Source organism: uncultured Methylibium sp., from assembly GCF_902826655.1.
Classification (GTDB): Bacteria; Pseudomonadota; Gammaproteobacteria; order Burkholderiales; family Burkholderiaceae_C; genus Methylibium.
Genome location: NZ_CADEFR010000030.1, coordinates 24,916 through 41,697, shown reverse-complemented (window position 1 = coordinate 41,697; position 16,782 = coordinate 24,916). Strand labels below are relative to the sequence as shown.

Genomic DNA, 16,782 nt, shown 5'->3' with positions numbered 1-16,782 from the left:
CGCCATCACGTCGCTCCAAACTGCACCGCGCGGCGCGTTGTGCAGACGTTCCTTAGGCACTCAATGCAAGATCAACTAGTCCGCGAGATTGCAATACAGGTCTTCAGAGAGCAAATCCTGGAGAACTGGACGCTTTATGCACTCCTTGGCGCATTGACTTTTCTTAGCTCTGTCTTCGGAGCGTACGTTGCCAACTATGCTCGTCGCCGAGCTGAGACCTACGCAACCAAGGCTGACCTTGAAGAGATTCTTCGACAACTTCGCAAGACGACCGAGGCAACCGAAGAAGTTCGGACAGCAATTTCGCACACTGACTGGGCAACAAGAGAGTGGAAAACTCTTCGGCGTACAAAGCTGGAAGAGCTTCTGGAGCAGGCACACGCAACAGACCATTGGTTGGATCAGCAGCGAGGAATCTGGATGTTCAAGAAGGAGGACAAGAATCTCCCTTCACCGGCAGATCGTGTGAGCCAGCTCACAGCGCTGTACTTTCCAGAGCTGGAGAAGGAAACGTTGGCTCTGGTAGCCGCTCAACGCGAGGCCTTCTCCTGGGTTATTGGAATGGCTCAGAAGGCCCAAGCTGTAGGGAACGATCTCAAGGCAGTGGAGAACCTCCACGCAAAGCATCTCCCGGAATGGAAGCCACTCTACGCCGCGGTTCTCGGGGCGATATCCAACATTCAAGGCAAGGCATCAATCGTAATCAAGGAGATCACCCGTGCCTGACCCTTCCTTCAAGCGGACCCGGAGCTTGTACCGGTCTCGTTGACACATCCACCTCACGCCGGAAGGCTCGAGTCCAGCTCGACGCGCCAACACCGCTCCAGCTAGCGCGCCACCACTACCCCCGGCACCGCCCGCTCCTCCAGCCTCGCCAACCACCGCCGCAGCAGCGGCGTCGTCACCACCGTGCTGACGATCGCCATCAGCACCAGCATCGTGAAGGTCTCGCGGCCGATCACGCCGAGGTCGTAGCCGACGTTGACGACGATCAGCTCCATCAGGCCGCGCGTGTTCATCAGGATGCCGACGATGCGCGCGCGCGTGCCGTCCAGGCCGGCCCAGCGCGCCGCGGCCCAGCAGCCGCCGAACTTGCCCAGCGTCGCCAGCGCGATCAGCAGCGCGCACCAGCCCCAGGCCGAGGCGCCGGACAGCCCGCCGATGTCGGTGCGCAGCCCGGTGTAGGTGAAGTAGATCGGCAGGAAGAAGAAGTTGACGAAGCGGCCCACGCGCTCGTCCCAGGCCGTGGCGAAGGCGCGCTCGCGATGCAGCAGCACGCCCATCACGAAGCCGCCGAAGATGGCGAACACGCCGAGCTGATAGGTCGCCATGCCGGCCAGGCAGACCAGCGCGATGACCGCGCCCATCAGCGTCGGCGGCAGCGGGTCGCCCTGCCCCGCCTCCGGGCCGGCGGTGCTGCGCAGCAGCTTCAGAAGGAGCGGCCGCGCGACCCACCAGGCCAGCGCCGCGAAGGCCAGCACGCCGAGGAAGCGCCAGGCCACCGCCCAGCTCAGCGCACCGGCGACGGCGAGGCTGGTGACCAGCGCCAGCAGCAGCCAGCCGACCACGTCGCTGACCGCGGCGCTGCTGATGGCGATGACGCCGAGCGGCCGCTTCGTCAGGTCGCACTCCATCAGGATGCGGCCCAGCACCGGCATCGCGGTGATCGAGAACGCGGTCGCCATGAAGAGCGCGAAGGCCGTGCGGTCGGCGGCGGTGCGCAGGTTCTCCGGCCAGGCCAGCGCCAGCGCAATGCCCAGCACGAAGGGCGCGACGACGCCGGCCGTCGCGACGGCGGCGACCACGCGCCGGTGCGTGCGCTCGCGCAGGTGCCCGAAGTCGAACTCCATGCCGATCTGGAACATCAGGAACAGCAGGCCGATCTGCGACAGGATGGCCATGGGCTGGGCCGGCGCCGACAGGACGACGCGCTCGAAGAGCCCCGGCGCCAGCGCGCCGAAGAGCGACGGCCCCAGCAGGATGCCGACCACGATCTCGCCGACCACCACCGCCTGGCCGCAGCGCCGCGCCAGCGCACCGCCGGCGCGTGCGGCCAGCACGATGACGGCCAGCTGCAGCAGGATCGCGAACAGCAGTTGCTCGGTGGCGTGCAGCGACGACGGGGGTGCGCCGCTCATGGCGTCATGCCGCCGTTGATCGGCAGCACCTGGCCGGTGATGTAGGCCGCGGCATCGCCAGCCAGGAAGCCGACGAGGTCGGCCACTTCTTCCGCCCGGCCCGCACGGCCCAGCGGCACCAGCCGGGCGATGGTCTGCGCGTCGAACACCGCGTCGGCCATCGGCGAGGCGATGATGCCCGGCGCCACCGCGTTGACGGTGACGCCGCGGCTCGCCACTTCCAGCGCCAGCGAGCGCGTCGCGGCCTCCAGCGCGCCCTTGGCAGCGCCGTAGTTGGTCTGCCCGCGGTTGCCGGTGCGCGCCGCGACCGACGAGACGTTGACGATGCGGCCCCAGCGCGTGCGCAGCATCGGCAGCAGCAGCGGCTGGGTCACGTGGAAGAAGCCGTGCAGCGACACGTCGATCACGCGGTGCCACTGCGCCGCACGCATGCCGGGGAAGACGGCGTCGTCGTGCACGCCGGCGTTGTTGACGATGACCTGCACCGGGCCTGCGAGCAGCAGCGCTTCGCAGGCCGCGCGGGCGGCGTCCGCGTCGGCGACGTCGAAGACGCAGGTCTCGGCGCGGCCGCCGGCCGCGGCGATCTCCGCCGCCAGCGCCTGCACGGCCTCGGGCCGCGAGCTGGCATGCAGGACGAGCGCGAAGCCGTCGGCCGCCAGGCGCCGCGCGATCGCGCTGCCGAGCGCACCGCTGGCGCCGGTGACGAGGGCCCGGCGCGGCGGCTTGCTCATGGAGTGGCCACCTCCAGCGGCAGCGGCGTGTTCAGCACGACCGTGGCGCGCCCCTCGACCAGCGTGCGGCCGCCTTCGTCCGCAACGACAAAGCCGTACAGCACCTGGTTCGCATCGCCGGCCAGACGCTCGGCGCGGACCTGCAGCTCGCCGTCGATGTCGTCGAGCCGCGCGACCGCGAGGCGCACGCCGCGCACGCTGGCCAGATAGCCGGGCCGCGCACCCGCGGCCGGCGGCGCCAGCAGGCCACCGTGCAGCGCCATCGCCTGCGCCGCGTACTCGATCGCGCAGGGCGCCAGCAGCCCGGAGGCGCTGCGCAGCGGGTGATCGGCGTCGCGGTGGTTGCGGGCGCGGCACTCGATGCGCTCGGGCGTCCAGCCGACCAGGCGGTCGAGCAGGCACATGCGGCCGTGATGCGGGATGCGTGCAGCGATGCCGGCACGATCAAGAACGGCCGGACTGCTCACGCTTGCAGCTCCACCGCCAGCCCCAGCGGATCGAGGTAGTCGATCACCCGCCGGGTCGACGCCCCACGCGCCAGCGCCTGCAGCAGCGGCAGGCTGCGCGCGGCAGGCACCTGGCGCATCAGCGCATCCAGCCCGTCGTGGCCGCAGGTGCCGGGCGCGGCCTCGGCCAGGCTGATGCGCAGTCGAGGCGCCGCGTCCGAAGCCGGCGTCAGCAGCAAGGCCACGCCGAAGACATCGGGCAGCGGCCGCGCGCTGTGCAGCGGCTCGGGATAGGGCACGTCGGCCGCCACCAGCAGCACCGGGCGCGCCTGCGCGACGCATTGCGCGGCGGCTTCCAGCAGGCCGGCCCCAAAGCTGGCGTCGTGCGCGCACAGGCTGGTCGACGGGGCGCGACTCACGGTCGCGATGTGCCAGTAGCCGGCCGCGGCGTTGTGGACCGAGTTGGTGAAGCGCGTCGGCGACACGGCGCGCTCCGGCGTCGCCAGCGACTCGCACAGCGCGTGGCAGTTGCCGGCGTCGCCGCTGGACGCGGTGAACACCGTCGCCAGCCGGGCCGGATCGACGCCGGCCTGGGCGCAGGCCTGGTCGGCCACCGCGAGCGACACCTTCACGATCGCGCCGGCGCGGCGGCGCTCGGCCGGCGGCAGCCGCATCGGCGACGGCAGCGCGGTCGGCGTGAAGCGCCAGTCCGCCGGTTCGCTCAGCAAGGCCCGGCCCGACGCCCAGTCGGGCAGGCCAGGCCCCAGCAGCCCGATGCCCGCGACGCTGACCGCGATCACGGCGCCACCCCGAACACGAGGCAGGCGTTGGAACCGCCGAAGCCGAAGGAGTTGCTGGCCACCATCGCCAGCGGCGCCTCGCGGCCTGCGTCGAGATAGCGGCTGCGCAATGCGTCGTCGGGCTGCTGGCGGTTCAGGCCGCCGGGCATGAAGCCGTGTTCCAGCGCCAGCATCGCGATCGCCGCCTCGACGCCGCCGGCCGCGCCCAGCGTGTGGCCGGTCGCGCCCTTGGTCGAGCTGCAGGGCAGGCGTTCGCCGAACACGGCCTGCACCGCCAGGTCTTCCGCGGCGTCGTTGTTCGGCGTGGCGGTGCCGTGCAGGTTGAGGTAGTCGATGGCCTCGGGGCCGACGCCCGCATCGGCCAGCGCGCCGCGCATCGCCTCGGCGGCGCCGGCGCCTTCGGGGTGCGGGCTGCTCATGTGGTGGCCGTCGCTGCTTTCGCCGACGCCGCGCAGCCAGGCGCGCGGCCGCGTCGCGTCGCGCTCCAGCAGCGCGAAGGCCGCGGCCTCGCCCAGCGAGAGGCCGCGCCGTGCGGCATCCCAGGGCCGGCAGATGTCGGGCGACAGCAGCTCGAGCGAGTTGAAGCCGTAGAGCGTGGTGAGGCACAGGCTGTCGACGCCGCCGACCACGGCCGCGTCGATCAGGCCCAGCGCGATCATCCGCGCCGCATTGCCGAAGACCTTGGCGCTGGACGAGCAGGCGGTCGACACGACGACGGCCGGGCCGCGCAAGTCGAGCGCCTGGCGCACGAAGGCCGCGACCGACCCGGTGTTGTGGGTCTGCGCGTAGCGGAAGTCGGCCGGCAGCGCGCCGGTCGCCGGGTCGCGGCGGCGGTAGGCCAGCTCGGTCTGCAGGATGCCCGAGGTGCTGGTGCCGACGAAGACGCCGATGCGCTGCGGGCCCAGGCGCTCACGCGCGACCGCCACGCTGGCCGCGAAGCCGTCGGCCTGCAGGCCCAGCAGCGCGAGCCGGTTGTTGCGGCAGTCGAACTCGGCCAGTGCCGGCGGCAGCCGCTGCCCGTCGACGCCGTCGACCTCGCCGATCCAGGTGTCGAGCGCGACGGTCTCGAAGGGCTTGCGCGCGAGGCCGCTGCGGCCCTCGCGCAGCGCACTGACGGTCGCATCGCGCCCCGCCCCGAGCGCCGAGACCACGGTGTAGTCACTGACAGCGAGCGGCTTCACGACGCCACCCCGTCCCGCAACTCCGCCACCAGCAGCACGTTCGCGAACGGCGTGCCGCGGCTCATCGGCAGCGTCTGGACCGCGAAGCCCAGGCGCACCAGCAGGGCGATCCAGTCGTCGAGCCGCCGGCCCCAGGTCGGCGCGACGCCATGGCCGCGCACGCGCGTGACCCAGCGATCGACCCACTGGCTGACGGCGTAGCCGCGGCGATCGGCGGCGTCGCCGACGCGCAGCAGCAGGCGCGCGCGCGCCGACCCGCCGGCGCGCAGGGCCTCGCGGACGCGGCCGAGCACGTTCTCCTGGCTGGCGTGGTCGACGTAGTGCAGCACGTCCAGGATCACGACCGCGTCGCACGGCGGCAGCGCGGCCTCGCGCATGTCGGCGCAGGCGAACTGCGGCAGCGGCTGCAGCCCCCGCAGCGACGACTGCGCGCGGGCGATGTCGCGCGGCATCAGCTCGATGCCGGTGTAGTGCACCGCACCCGGTGCCATCGGCCAGGACATCGGCCAGCGCCCGCCGGCCTGCTGCGCACTGGCGGCCGCCAGCAGGCTGGCCAGCAGCCCCTGTCCGCAGCCGATGTCCAGCACGCGGGCCTGCTGCGACAGGTCGCCGCGCTCGACCAGCGCACGGAACACCGGGTCGCGGCCCAGCTTGCCGCGCGCGAAGTGCCAGGCAAAGCGACCGGCGCTGCGGTAGGGCTCGGCCGCGGCGTCGCGCAGGTGGTGCCAGGCGCTGTCCTCGTCGACCGCGGCGGTGGCGGTGGCAGCGGCCGGCGCGAGCCGGGTGAAGTCGGGTCCGTTCATGCGGATGCGGTGCCGCGCGGCGGCAAGGCCTCGGCCAGCGTCACCCAGTGCAGCCCGGCGGCGCGGGCCTGCGCCAGCAGGAGCGGCAGCACGTCCAGCAGCACCGGGCGGCCGCTGGCCGCGCGTGCGGCGTGGCCGTCGTGCAGCAGCAGGATGTCGCCGCCCGCGAGCCGCTGTGTGAGGCGCGCGAGGACGCGGTCGGCGCTGCGCTCGCGCGTGTCGAAGCCGCGCCGCGTCCAGCTGACCAGGTGCAGGCCGAGGCGATGCAGCACCGGGTCGAGGAAGGGATTGCGCAGGCCGGCCGGCGCGCGGAAGCAGGTCGGCCGCTGCCCGGTCAGGTCGGCCAGCAGCTGCTGGGCGCGCGACAGCTCGGCCTCGTAGCCGCGCGGCCCCAGCAGCGAGAAGTTGTGGCGATGCGCCAGGCTGTGGTTCTGCACGCTGTGGCCGCGCGCGACGATCTCGCGCGTCAGCGCCGCGTGCTCGCGGGCACGTTCGGCGATGCAGAAGAAGGTGGCTCGCACGTCCTGTGCGTCCAGCAGGTCCAGCACGCGCGGCGTGACCTCGGGGTCGGGACCGTCGTCGATGGTCAGCGCGATCTCGCCGCGCGCGGCACGGCCGGCCGGCAGCTGCGTGACGTTGGGGCCGAGCCAGCGGCTGCGCGGCCACAGGCCGGCGGCGGTGAGCGCCGCGTGGTTGGCGACGACGCTGCCCAGGGCCCAGGGCGCCGCGTCGGGCACGGCCACTGCGGCGCCGGCGGCCAGCGCGTGCAGGCCGAAGCTGGCACGCAGCAGCGGCGGCATGGTCCACGGGCTGCCGGAAGAGGTGGCGACGGACATTCGGGGGATGCGGACCGGCCAGCGGGCCGCGGGGATGGGGACTGCAGGCAGAATTTTCCCACATGCCCCAAAGGGCAGCGTTCAGCGCATACCCGGGCGAGGGGTCGAGGCGAACGCCGCCGACAGCAGCAGCGCCAGCAGCGCGCCCGGCGCGACCACCCGGCCGATGGCCGACAGCGCCGGGATCTCCGACAGCGCGATCAGCCCGAACGACGCCACCGTCGTGAGGTTGGCCAGCAGCAGCGAGGCCAGCGTGTCGTCGTCGGCCGACGCGGCGCCGCCAAGCTGGTCGAAGAACAGCGCGTAGTTGGAGCCGACCGCAACGACCAGCAGCAGCCCGACCAGGTGCAGGATGCCGAGCGCCACGTCGAACAACGCCAGGCCGCCGAGCGTGAGCAGCAGCGCCAGCGCCAGCGGCTGGCACACGGCCAGCAGGCGGCGGCCCGACCGCAGCCAGGCCGCCAGCAGCGCCACGACGGCCAGCGCGCCGAGCGCGGCCTGCACGAAGGCTTCGTGCAGGTAGTTCGCATAGAGCCCGCGCAGCGCACCGCCGATGTCGATCGCGTCGACCCCGTCCAGACCGCGCAGTGCCTCGCGCACGCGCGGCGTGTCGACGCCGTCCACCGCCCCGGGCGGCGCCGTCAGGGGCATGAGCACCGACCAGCCGCCGCCGGTGCGCGGCACCAGCTGGGCGTCGACCGCGGTCGCCAGCGGACCGGGCGGCAGGTCGGCACGCGCGACCGGCGGGGCGCCGCGCGCCGCCTGCGCCTCGGCGATGAAGGGCTGCAGCCGCTCGGCCTTCAGCGGCCCGCCGGCGGTCGCCTCGGCCAGCCGGGCGCGCAGCAGGTCGGCGTCGGGCAGGCTGGCCAGGCGCGCCTGCTGGGTCACAATGCTGGGCAGGATGCGCGTCGGCGTCTCGTAGCCGGCCAGCAGGCCTTGCGCCACCAGCGCGTCGAGCCGCGCAGACGCCGCTTCGGCGGCACGCAGCGCGGCCTGCGGGTCCGGCGCGGTGGCCACCACCAGCGTGCGCGCGTCGCCGGCGCCGAGGTCGGCGCGCAGCGATTCGTCGAGCTCGATCTGCGACCGCGGCACCGGGCTGAGCGAGCCGAGGTCGCCGCGCCACAGCGGCGCCTCGCGCAGCACCAGCAGCAGCGCCGCGACCACGCCGAGCAGCAGGAACAGCGGCCGCCAGCGCGGCAGCGCGCGCAGCGGCCGGCCGGCGATGCGGCCCAGCGATGCGCGCAGGCCGGACGCACCGGCGCCGTCGGGCAGCAGCTGCGGCAGCAGCCAGCGCGTCGCCAGCGCTGCGCCGCACAGCCCGGCCACCGAGAACGCGCCCAGCTGCGCCAGACCCGGGAAACCCGAGAACAGCAGCGCCGCGAAGCCGCACACCGAGGTCAGCAGGCCCAGCCGCACGGTGGGCCAGTTGTCGTCGCGCCAGTGGCGCCAGCCGCTCCCGGCAGGGTCGGCGGCCGACCGCGGCCGGGCCTGGATCAGGTAGTAGATCGCGTAGTCGACGGCCTCGCCGATCAGCGTGCTGCCGAAGGCCAGCGTGATGCCGTGGACGCTGCCGAAGGCCAGCATCACCGCGGCCACGCCGAAGGCGATGCCGGTCAGCACCGGCAGCATCGCGACGCCCAGCGCACGCAGCGACGCAAAGGCCAGCAGCAGCAGGCCGCCCATCACCAGCACGCCGACAGCGGCGAGCTGCTTGACCTCGCGCTCGATGCGCTCGCGGCTCAGCACCGAGAACACGCCCGGCCCGCTGAGCTGCAGCGTCAAGGCCGGCGCGTCCGCTGTCGTCTGCGCCTCGAAGGCGCCGCGGATGACCGCGATGCTGGCCTGCATCGCGTCGAGGTCGGCGCCGGGCGCGCGGGTCATCGCCAGCAGCAGCGCGCGCGGCGTGCCGCGGCCGACCCAGACGCCCTCTTCGCTGCGCGGCGCGCTCGACGGGATCAGGCCCTCGACGATGCGCTGCGTCTCGCCGGTCGGGTCGCGTTCGAGCAGCGGCTTCACCGCCTGCCCGGCCGGTGTGCCCAGCAGCGACAGCGTCTCGTCGATCGCGTCGCGCAGGCCGGCGACGCTGTAGCGCTCGGCATTGACCGCGGGGCTGAGCTGGTAGCGGTGCGCGACGACCCAGTCGGCGCTGGCCGCGAGCTCGTCGCCGGCGGCGTCGCGTTCGCCGCCTCGGTCTCCGTTCTGCACCTGCTCGAAGCGCCCGCTCGCACGCATCGCCGCGGCCAGCTGGCGCGAGGCGGCGGCGCGCTGCGCCGCATCGCCGCCCTCGATGCCGACCAGCAGCGTGCGCGCGGCGACGCCGTCCTGCAGCTGCTCGATCAGCAGGCGCTGCTGCGCGTCGGGCCGCGCCGGCAGGAAGGCCGAGAGGTCGGTGTCGAAGCGGCCGCGGGCGATCACCAGCACGGCGATGCCCATGACGGCGAGCCACAGCAGCAGCGCCGCCGCGCCGCGCGCGCGCGGTGACGAGGCCGGCGTCACGGCGACGAGGCCGGGCCGGGCGCGGCCCGCGGCACGATGGTCATCACCGACCGGTCGCCGCCGGCGAAGTCCATCTCCACGCGCACGAGCTCGTCGCGCCGCCCGGCCAGGCGCAGGCTGCGCAGCGACTCGCCGATGCGCGTCTGCAACGGGCGCAGCTCCAGCGTCCACTGCTCCGCGCTGCCCGAAAGCGCGCTGCGGAAGTAGCGCGACAGCACCGCGCCGTTGCCGCTGAGCGTGCCGCGCAGCGCCTCGACCAGCGGCTGCAGTTCGGGCGTCGCGTCGAGCACCAGCTGGCGGCTGCGGCCGCTGCGCGTCAGCGTGAGCGTGTTGCCGTCGACCACCATCGCCTCGGCGCGCGGCTGCAGCGTTCGGCGCTCGAAGCGGTCGGGCGCGGTGAAGGCCAGCGTGCCGCTCGACTCCAGCGGCGCGTCGAAGCCCTGCACGAAACGCTGCTCGGTGAAGCGCGCCTCGCCGCTCTTGCGCCGCGCCAGCAGGCTCATCAGCTCGGGCAGGTCGAAGGCTTGCGCGCCGCCGGTCAGCGGCAGCAGCAGGCAGGCCGCCAGGCCGCGCGCGAGCTCGCGCCGCGCGATCTCAGGCCCCATCTTCGCGCCAGAAGTCATGGAAATTGAACCAGTTGTACGGATGCTCGCGGCACAGCGCCTCGAGTCGTTGCACGTAGGCCCCCAGCGCGTCGGCGATGAGTCGTTCGCGCTCGGCCGCGCCACCGGTCGGCGTGCTGAAGTCGGCCAGCGGCTCGATGCGCACCTCGTAGCGCCTGCCGCCGAGGTAGAGGCCGGCCATGAAGAAGACGCGCCGCTTCAGCAGCAGGGCCAGGCGGAACGGGCCATCGGCGAAGACCGCGTCCCGGCCCAGGAAGGGCAGCGTGTGCTGGCCGCTGCGCGCCGCATCGGCCTCGGGCAGGGAGCGGTCGGCCAGCATGCCGGCCAGTCCGCCGGCGTCGAGCCAGTCGCGGATCGCGAGCATCGAGTCCATGCGGCCCAGCGGGATGATCGCGGGCCGGTAGTGCGGCGCGACCGCCGCCAGCGCGGCGTTGATCAGGCGCGCGTTGTCGGGGTACATGACCATCGCGATGCGCAGGCCGGCGTGGTGACGGCCGACCACGTGCAGCGCCTCGAAGCTGCCGGCATGCGCCCCGACGAGGAAGGCGCCGCGGCCGGCTTCGAGCGCCACGTCGACCTGTTCGGCACCGACCACGCGCACGTCGAACAGGTCCATGCGGTCGCCGAGGAAGTAGACGCGGTCGAGGATGGTCGACGCGAAGGCGAAGACCTGGCGGTAGCCGTCGATCCAGCCGGCCTCGCGGCCGAGCGCGCGGCCGAGGTAGCGCCGCGACTGGCGGCGCGGACCGGGCGCGAACAGCACGAAGTACAGCGTGATCGGATGCAGCACCCAGCGCGCGACGCGACGCCCGCAACGCAGCGCGATCCAGCTCATCACGCGCAGCGCGAAGGCGTTGCTGCGCTCGGGCGCCTGCGACCAGTCCGCGGCCCCCGCGGCGGCGGCCGCGGGCGGCGGTGCGGCGGCGGGCTTCATGCGGGCGCGACCGGCGCGAACTGGCCGGTCGCCGCCAGCACCTCGCCGCGCAGGATCTCGAAGCGCAGGCCGCGCGGCTCGTCGTGCAGCTCGACGCTGATCCGGCTGCCGGGGCCGACCGGCGCGAAGAACTTGGCGGCGTTCAGCGTCGGCCGCGGTCCGACGCGGGCCGCCAGCGCGGGGTGTGCGGCCAGCACCTCCATCACCTCGGCCAGCAGCAGCACGCCGGGCAGCAGCGGCCGCCCCGGAAAGTGCCCGGCGAAGGCCGGATGGTCGGCCGCGATCTCGCGGTCGACGCGCAGCACGGGCACGCTCACGAGACCGCTCCCAGCTTCTCGAGCGCGAAGCGGCGCAGCGACTCGGCCGTGAGCTTGCCGGTCGCCTCGCGCGGCAGCGCGTCGACGTGCACGATGCGCCGCGGCACGAACTGCGGCTCGAGGCGTTCGCGCAGCGCCGCGACGAGCTGCGCCGCGCCCAGGCCCGGCGCCACGACGAAGGCGATCGGCCGCACGATGCCGTCGGCCACCTCGTCGGGCATCCAGAAGGCGCCGTCGACCACGCCGTCGATGCTGTTGAGATGGTGGTTCAGGTGAGCCAGCGAGCTGCGCTTGCCGGCCACGTGGATCAGGTCGTTGGCACGGCCCAGCAGCCGGAAGCGCTGGGCGCTCTCGAGCTGCAGCACGTCGGACAGCGGCGTCGGCTCCGCCACGTGGCCGCCCTCGACGATGAAGCGCTCCTGCGCGCCGTCGGTCTCGCGCTTCAGGCGCAGCGCGCCGAAGGTGCGCCAGGTCTCGCCGTGCACGGTGCGGCGGGTCGCGACCTGGCCGGCCTCGGTGCAGCCGTAGATCTCGACCAGCGGGCCGCCGAACACACGCTCGGCCTGCAGCGCCAGCTGCGGCGACAGCGGCGCCGTCGCGCACAGCACCAGGTCGGTGGGCGGCAACGCCACCTCGGACAGCAGCAGCGTCTTCAGGTGGAAGGGCGTCGTCACCAGCATGCGCGGGCGCGGCAGGCGGGCCAGGGCCGCGGCCACGTCAGCGGGGTAGAAGGGCCGGCCGCTGTCGAAGGCCGCGCCGCCCAGCAGGGCCAGCAGCACGCTGGACTCGAAGCCGTAGCTGTGCTGGGCCGGCACGGTGGCGACGAGGTTCACGCCGGCGAGCGTCGGCCGCTCCAGGAAGTCGGCCAGGCGCTCGGCCTCGGCGCGGATGTTGACGACGATCTGGCCCCAGGTCTTGGCATGCGGCTGGGGCTGGCCGGTCGAGCCGGACGTCAGCAGGCAGGCGGCCTGCAGGTCGGCGGCCAGGCGGGGGATCGTCGCGTCCGTCGCTGCGTCCGTCGCTGCGTCCGGCGTCATGGGGGCCGCCTGCAGCATCGGCAGGCCGGTCACGGCCAGTGCCGCGTCGTCGGTGTAGCCGTACAGGCCGGCGTGCGCGCCGCGCAGCCGCGCCAGCGTGTCGGGCAGCGCGTTCGGCGGCAGCAGGCTGGTGTGGCCGCGCATCAGCGCCGCGCCCAGGCCGACGGCGAAGCGGTAGCGGTCGCCGCACAGGTTGACCATCGGGCCGGCACCGGGCAGGCGGGCGGACTCGGCGCGCGCATCGGCCAGGAAGCGCCGTGCGCTGATCGCCTCGCCCTGCCGCCACGCGACCGGGGCGTCGAGATCGACCGCGGCCAGCAGCGGCAGCGTGGTGTCCATCAGGGGATGGTCCGCGGCCGGCTGTAGGCGCGCACCGCACTCATCAGCGTGCTGCGCTCGAACTCCGGATGCAGGCGGTAGCGCAGCAGGTATTCGCCGACGAACAGGCCGCCGATCGCCAGCGGCGTGATCAGGTTGGCCAGCAGCGACCAGCTGTCCCACGAGTGGTTCGCGTAGACCCACAGGGACAGCAGCGCCATGCCGACAAAGTAACCGGTCCAGACGGCGGTCACGCGGCGCGTGTAGGCCACCATGGCCGGCGTGATGCTGCCGTGCACGCGCTGTGCGATCTGCCCGATCAGCGACAGCGGGCTGCGCCACAGGGTCAGGCCGAAGCTCGCGCACAGCGCCAGATGGATGCCCACGTGCTGGGCGACGTAGAGCCGGTTGACCGGGCCGATGCCGCCGCGCGCCACCGCCACCAGCAGGCCGGCGCCGGCCAGCAGCATCAGCGCCACGGCCGGCAGGTTGCGGCGCTTCAGCGCGAAGCCCAGGCCGGCCAGCAGCAGCGGACCCAGCAACGCGGCCACGGCCCAGGGGCGGTCCGCCGCATGGAGCATCAGCCCGTGCGAGAGCAAGGCGTAGGCCGCTGCCGCCAGCAGCCCGAGGACCAGACGCCAGTCGGGCATTACAGCGTGCGGTGCTGGGCCACGTGGGCCGCCAGGCTGCGCAGCGACTGGAAGATGACGACGTTGTTCTCGTCGTCCGAACGCAGCTGGAAGCCGTAGCGCCGCGAGACCTCGAGCGCGACCTCGAGGATGTCGATCGAGTCCAGGCCCAGGCCGTCGCCGTACAGCGGCGCGGTGGGGTCGATCTCGGCCGGGGCGACCTCGAGGTTCAGCGCCTGGACCAGCAGTTCGGCGAGCTCGCGCTCGGGCGCGGACTGCCCGGCCGGGGCGCCGGCATCGGGCCGCAGGGCTTGAGCGGGCGAATTCACGGAGGGATCCCTGTTCTTGATGGTCTGGAAACAGCCGGGCGATTGTACGAGGGCACTGCCATCCGACCGGCCGCGCCACGCCCCCCGGCCGACGGGCCCACGGGTCGCGTGAAGCCCCTCACAGCGGCCCCTCACAGCGGCCCCTCCCCGGGCCGCATCTCGCGCCGCGTCCGGCGCATCCGGCGACGCCGGGATGCCGGCCGTCGCATGCCGCTGGGCCGGCCCGGGCCGGCGCCCGACGATGCCGGCCATCGGGAGCGATCCCGCCTTCCAGGAGCCCGACATGCCCAGCACCCTCACCCACATGCCGCCGCTGATCGCCGTCCACCTGGTGCTGGCGCTGGCCGCCCTGGTCCTGGGGCCGGTCGCGATGCTGATCCGCAAGGGCAGCCGCTGGCACCGTGCCACCGGCTATGCCTGGGTGACGCTGATGCTGGGCGCGGCGTTGTCTGCCATGGCGATCCGCGACTACCGCCTGCCCAACATCGCCGGCTACACGCCCGTGCACTTGCTGGTGGTGCTGACCGTCGGCGGCATCGCGATGGCGATGTGGCACATCTCGCGCCGCAACATCAGGGCGCACCGCCGGGCCATCCTGTTCGCGTACAACGGCGTCGTGATCGCCGCGCTGTTCTCGCTGCTGCCGACGCGCCGGCTCGGCATGCTGGTCTGGCACGATTGGCTGGGGTGGATGTGAGCCGGCCCCAACCCCGAGTCCCCCCGAGCACCACGACCTTCACGCCCATGGCTCCCACCGCCCCCGCCGTCGACGACCTGAAGCGCACCCTGATCCTCGGGGTGCTGATGTGCCTGGGCGTCGCGCTCGTCCTCACCGGGCTGCGCGGCGGGCGCGACCTGGCGGCCAATCTGGTGTACTCGTTCGCCATCGGCATGAGCTGCCTGGGCCTGATCGAGGGCGGCCGGCGCATCGCCCCGGACTGGGCATGGCGGTGGCAGGCCCGACACGGGCATGCCGCGGGCCGCTGGCCCGGCTGGCCGTGGATGAGCGTCGTGATCGTGTTCGGCACGACGGCCGGCTACACGCTGGGCGCGAGCATCGGCAACGCGCTCAGCGGCAAGGGCCTGCCGATGCCCTGGAAGTTCGGCAGCGCCGCCTCCGCGGTGGCCTCGTTGACGATCAGCCTGACGGTCGCCTGCATCGCGACGGCCTTCTTCTGGATGCGCGGACGCCTGGCTTCGGCCCAGGCCCGGGCCGAGGCGGCGCAGCGCCTCGCGGCCGACACCCAGCTCAAGCTGCTGGAATCGCAGCTCGAGCCGCACATGCTGTTCAACACCCTGGCCAACCTGCGTGCGCTGATCGCGCTCGACCCGCCGCGGGCGCAGGCGATGCTGGACCACCTGATCGCCTTCCTGCGCAGCACGCTGGCGGCGAGCCGCGCCTCGCTGCACCCGCTGGCGGCCGAGTTCGAGCGCAGTGCCGACTACCTGGCGCTGATGCAGGTGCGCCTGGGCGACAGGCTGGCCAGCACGCTGGACCTGCCGCCGGAGCTGGCCGCGCAGCCGGTGCCGCCGCTGCTGCTGCAGCCGCTGCTCGAGAACGCGATCCAGCATGGCATCGAGCCGCACCGCCCCGGCGGCCGCATCGCGCTGCGGGCCTGGCGCGACGGCGACCGCCTGCACCTGAGCGTGCACGACACCGGCATCGGCCTGGAGGCGGCACGGGCGTCGGCCGGCACCGGCTTCGGCACGACCCAGGTGCGCGAACGGCTCGCCACGCTCTACGGCGACGCCGCCTCCTTGACGCTCGCTTCGGCGCCGGGCGGTGGCACCCTGGCCACGATCACCCTGCCCCTCGGAGCCTGAACGATGCCGTACCGCGCGCTGATCGCCGAGGACGAGCCGCTGCTCGCGCAGGCCCTGCGCGTCGAGCTGACGGCGCTGTGGCCCGACCTGAGGCTGCTGCCGACGGCCCCCGACGGCGAGACGGCGGTCAGCGCGGCGCTGCAGCAGCATCCCGAGCTGCTGTTCCTCGACATCCGCATGCCGGGCCTGAGCGGCCTGGACGCGGCCCAGGCCATCGTCGAGGACTGGCCGCCCGAGCGGCCGCTGCCGCTGATCGTCTTCGTCACCGCCTACGACCAGCACGCGCTCGAGGCCTTCGAGCGCTCGGCCGTCGACTACGTGCTCAAGCCCGTGCAGGCCGCGCGACTGGCGCAGACCTGCGATCGCCTGCGCGCCGCACTCAAGCTGCGCGCAGGCGGCGTGCTGCCGGACGCCGCGATCGAACAACTGCGCGGCCTGCTCGACCGCGCCGCCGCGCCGGCGGCGCCACCGCTGCGCGTGATCCAGGCCGGCGTCGGCAGCACGCTGCACTTCGTCCCGGTCGGCGAGGTGCTGTACTTCGAGGCGGCGGACAAGTACGTGCGGGTCGTCACGGCGGAACGCGAGCATCTGGTCCGCAGCTCGCTGCGCGACCTGTTGCCGCAGCTCGATGCCGGCGTGTTCTGGCAGATCCACCGCGGCACCGTCGTGCGTGCCGACACGATCGTCAGCGTCACGCGCGACGAGGCCGGCAAGCAGCACCTGCTGCTGCGCGGGCGCAGCGAACGGCTGGCGGTCAGCCGGCTCTACGCCCATCGCTTCAAGGCGATGTAGCCCCGCAAGGCCGCAGGCCCCGCGCGGCTTGCGCCGGGCGGGGCCTGCGGATCCGGGTCGGCGGATCAGTAGCGGTAGCGGTCGTCGCCACCCCGGCCGTGCTTGTAGGCCCGGCGATCGTCGTCACCGCGGCCCCGGCCGCGATGGCCGTCGTAGCGGTGGTCGTGCCAGTGGCCGTCGCGCCAGTAGCCGCGCGGGGCCGGCTGCACGTAGACCGGCGCCGGACGGTAGTAGCCGATGGGCGCCGGGCGGTAGACCACCGGCGGCGGGGCATACACCACCGGCGGCGGCTCGTAGTACACGGGCGGCGGCGGTGCGTAGACCACCGGCGGCGGCGCCGGGTAGAACACGCCCGGCAGGTTGATGCCGATGTGCCAGTTGACGCCCCCTGCATGCGCCGCACCGGTGGCGGCCAGCCCGGCAGCGCCGAGGGCGGCGAGGGCCAGGAACTTGCGGATCGCTTGCTTCATGGTCGGACTCCTGTGTCGGGGCGTTCAAGGTCGAATGTCTTGCCCCGTGTGCTCTGAACGGGTCAGCGCCCCGACAGG

The 16,782-nt window shown here is 73.5% G+C and carries 19 protein-coding genes; 4 read left to right on the top strand and 15 right to left on the bottom strand.

Annotated features, from left to right (window positions below; all coding sequences use genetic code 11):
- The coding region (locus tag QZV97_RS13095) for a hypothetical protein (protein ID WP_295642687.1) at window positions 1-726 on the top strand (726 nt) is incomplete at its 5' end.
- Window positions 727-827: 101 nt separating this feature from the next.
- Here the strand turns inward: QZV97_RS13095 and QZV97_RS13090 are convergent.
- The 14 genes from QZV97_RS13090 to QZV97_RS13025 all read right to left on the bottom strand — a co-directional run bounded on the left by QZV97_RS13090 (window position 828) and on the right by QZV97_RS13025 (window position 13,597).
- Window positions 828-2,138: a cation:proton antiporter gene (locus QZV97_RS13090; RefSeq protein WP_295642683.1), complete on the bottom strand. Its 1,311-nt coding sequence runs from the start codon at window positions 2,136-2,138 to the stop codon at window positions 828-830.
- Window positions 2,135-2,869 (bottom strand): 3-oxoacyl-ACP reductase FabG, encoded by a 735-nt coding sequence (fabG, locus tag QZV97_RS13085; RefSeq protein ID WP_295642680.1) that lies wholly within the window; start codon window positions 2,867-2,869, stop codon window positions 2,135-2,137. The genes QZV97_RS13090 and fabG overlap by 4 nt, the downstream gene beginning before the upstream one ends.
- The gene (locus QZV97_RS13080) at window positions 2,866-3,336 is read right to left on the bottom strand and encodes a hydroxymyristoyl-ACP dehydratase (RefSeq protein ID WP_295642676.1); all 471 of its coding nucleotides are present in this window, start codon (window positions 3,334-3,336) and stop codon (window positions 2,866-2,868) included. The genes fabG and QZV97_RS13080 overlap by 4 nt, the downstream gene beginning before the upstream one ends.
- The gene (locus QZV97_RS13075) at window positions 3,333-4,115 is read right to left on the bottom strand and encodes a beta-ketoacyl synthase chain length factor (protein WP_295642673.1); all 783 of its coding nucleotides are present in this window, start codon (window positions 4,113-4,115) and stop codon (window positions 3,333-3,335) included. The genes QZV97_RS13080 and QZV97_RS13075 overlap by 4 nt, the downstream gene beginning before the upstream one ends.
- Window positions 4,112-5,296 (bottom strand): beta-ketoacyl-[acyl-carrier-protein] synthase family protein, encoded by a 1,185-nt coding sequence (locus QZV97_RS13070; RefSeq protein ID WP_295642670.1) that lies wholly within the window; start codon window positions 5,294-5,296, stop codon window positions 4,112-4,114. Before QZV97_RS13070 ends, QZV97_RS13075 begins: the two co-directional genes overlap by 4 nt.
- Window positions 5,293-6,099, bottom strand: coding sequence for a class I SAM-dependent methyltransferase (locus QZV97_RS13065; RefSeq protein WP_295642668.1), 807 nt, complete (start codon window positions 6,097-6,099; stop codon window positions 5,293-5,295). The genes QZV97_RS13070 and QZV97_RS13065 overlap by 4 nt, the downstream gene beginning before the upstream one ends.
- Window positions 6,096-6,935 carry a polysaccharide deacetylase family protein gene (locus QZV97_RS13060; protein ID WP_295642665.1) on the bottom strand — a complete coding sequence of 280 codons (840 nt, stop codon included), beginning with the start codon at window positions 6,933-6,935 and terminating at the stop codon, window positions 6,096-6,098. Before QZV97_RS13060 ends, QZV97_RS13065 begins: the two co-directional genes overlap by 4 nt.
- A gap of 81 nt (window positions 6,936-7,016) precedes the next feature.
- A complete protein-coding gene (locus QZV97_RS13055) occupies window positions 7,017-9,431 on the bottom strand; it encodes an MMPL family transporter (protein WP_366558906.1) in 2,415 nt (804 codons plus the stop codon).
- Window positions 9,428-10,036, bottom strand: coding sequence for an outer membrane lipoprotein carrier protein LolA (locus QZV97_RS13050; protein WP_295642662.1), 609 nt, complete (start codon window positions 10,034-10,036; stop codon window positions 9,428-9,430). The genes QZV97_RS13055 and QZV97_RS13050 overlap by 4 nt, the downstream gene beginning before the upstream one ends.
- Entirely contained in the window at window positions 10,026-10,988 is a 963-nt protein-coding gene (locus QZV97_RS13045; protein WP_295642660.1) for an acyl-CoA synthetase, read from the bottom strand. The genes QZV97_RS13050 and QZV97_RS13045 overlap by 11 nt, the downstream gene beginning before the upstream one ends.
- Window positions 10,985-11,305 carry a 3-hydroxyacyl-ACP dehydratase gene (locus tag QZV97_RS13040; protein ID WP_295642657.1) on the bottom strand — a complete coding sequence of 107 codons (321 nt, stop codon included), beginning with the start codon at window positions 11,303-11,305 and terminating at the stop codon, window positions 10,985-10,987. The genes QZV97_RS13045 and QZV97_RS13040 overlap by 4 nt, the downstream gene beginning before the upstream one ends.
- On the bottom strand, window positions 11,302-12,681 hold the full coding sequence (locus QZV97_RS13035) for an AMP-binding protein (RefSeq protein ID WP_295642654.1): 1,380 nt from the start codon (window positions 12,679-12,681) through the stop codon (window positions 11,302-11,304). Before QZV97_RS13035 ends, QZV97_RS13040 begins: the two co-directional genes overlap by 4 nt.
- Window positions 12,681-13,310, bottom strand: a complete 630-nt coding sequence (locus QZV97_RS13030; protein ID WP_295642652.1) for a hypothetical protein — start codon at window positions 13,308-13,310, stop codon at window positions 12,681-12,683. Before QZV97_RS13030 ends, QZV97_RS13035 begins: the two co-directional genes overlap by 1 nt.
- The gene (locus QZV97_RS13025; RefSeq protein WP_295642693.1) at window positions 13,310-13,597 is read right to left on the bottom strand and encodes a phosphopantetheine-binding protein; all 288 of its coding nucleotides are present in this window, start codon (window positions 13,595-13,597) and stop codon (window positions 13,310-13,312) included. The genes QZV97_RS13030 and QZV97_RS13025 overlap by 1 nt, the downstream gene beginning before the upstream one ends.
- A 304-nt stretch (window positions 13,598-13,901) precedes the next feature.
- Between QZV97_RS13025 and QZV97_RS13020 the strand changes: the two genes are divergently transcribed.
- The 3 genes from QZV97_RS13020 to QZV97_RS13010 are packed head-to-tail and all read left to right on the top strand — an operon-like array spanning window position 13,902 to window position 16,234.
- A complete protein-coding gene (locus tag QZV97_RS13020) occupies window positions 13,902-14,315 on the top strand; it encodes a DUF2306 domain-containing protein (protein ID WP_295642650.1) in 414 nt (137 codons plus the stop codon).
- A 47-nt stretch (window positions 14,316-14,362) separates the two neighbouring features.
- Window positions 14,363-15,442: a histidine kinase gene (locus QZV97_RS13015; protein ID WP_295642646.1), complete on the top strand. Its 1,080-nt coding sequence runs from the start codon at window positions 14,363-14,365 to the stop codon at window positions 15,440-15,442.
- Window positions 15,443-15,445: 3 nt separating this feature from the next.
- Window positions 15,446-16,234, top strand: a complete 789-nt coding sequence (locus QZV97_RS13010; protein ID WP_295642643.1) for a LytTR family DNA-binding domain-containing protein — start codon at window positions 15,446-15,448, stop codon at window positions 16,232-16,234.
- A gap of 65 nt (window positions 16,235-16,299) precedes the next feature.
- Here the strand turns inward: QZV97_RS13010 and QZV97_RS13005 are convergent, their stop codons facing one another.
- A complete protein-coding gene (locus tag QZV97_RS13005; protein WP_295642640.1) occupies window positions 16,300-16,704 on the bottom strand; it encodes a hypothetical protein in 405 nt (134 codons plus the stop codon).
- Window positions 16,705-16,782 lie beyond the last annotated feature (78 nt).